The organism is Planobispora rosea (genome assembly GCF_014648175.1).
Lineage (GTDB): Bacteria > Actinomycetota > Actinomycetes > Streptosporangiales > Streptosporangiaceae > Planobispora > Planobispora rosea.
The window spans coordinates 1-909 of the sequence record NZ_BMQP01000136.1 but is presented as its reverse complement, the minus strand read 5'-3'; the positions used below and the strand labels follow the sequence as shown (position 1 = coordinate 909).

Here is a 909-nt window from a genome sequence, read left to right as displayed (position 1 = left end):
CTCATGCCGCCCCACCACATCCCCCAACGCCAACCCCAGCGCCACCCCATCCACCCACCCCGACAACCGCAACACCACCGGCAGGTTGTACACCACCGACCCCGGCTCCAACCGATTCAAAAACCACAACCGCCGCTGCGCGAACGACAACGGCACCCCCTCCGGCCGCACCCCCGCCCGTATCCCCGGCCGCACCCGCACCCCGGTCGCCTCGGCCACCCGCACCGCCAGCCCCGCCACCGACGGCGCCTCGAACACCACCCGCACCGGCAGCTCAACCCCCAGCCCCGAGCGCACCCGACTCACCAACCGCGTCGCCAGCAGCGAATCCCCACCCAACTCGAAAAACGAATCCTCAGCCCCGACCGCCTCCACCCCCAAAACCTCACAGAAAATCCCACACAGAATCTCCTCCACCGGCGTCCGCGGCCCCCTCCCCCACCCGGACACCGGGAGCTCGGGAGCAGGCAACGCCGCCCGATCCAGCTTCCCGTTACGCGTCACCGGCAACTCGTCCAACACCACCACCGCCGAGGGCACCATGTACTCCGGCAGCGCCTCCCCGGCGAACCTCCGCACCTCCCCCGCCTCCAGACCGGCCCCGACCACACCGGTCACATACGCCACCAGCCGCCGATCCCCCGGCCGATCCTCCCGCGCCACCACCGCCACCGCCGCCACCCCCGGATGCCGCGCGATCACCGCCTCGACCTCACCCGGCTCGATCCGAAACCCCCGGACCTTCACCTGGAAATCGACCCGGCCCAGATAGTCCAGCGTCCCGTCGGCGCGCCAGCGCACCAGATCCCCGGTCCGATACATCCGCCCGCCCGGCACCCCGAACGCACAGGCCACAAACCGCTCCGCCGACAACCCCGGCCGCCCCAGATACCCCCGCGCCACCTGCGG

1 protein-coding gene is annotated in these 909 nt (G+C 71.6%); it reads right to left on the bottom strand.

Annotation, left to right across the window (positions count from 1 at the left end; translation table 11 throughout):
* On the bottom strand, positions 1-855 hold an 855-nt coding region (locus tag IEZ08_RS39095; protein ID WP_373294408.1), incomplete at its 3' end, for a phosphopantetheine-binding protein.
* Between the last annotated feature and the right edge of the window lie 54 nt (positions 856-909).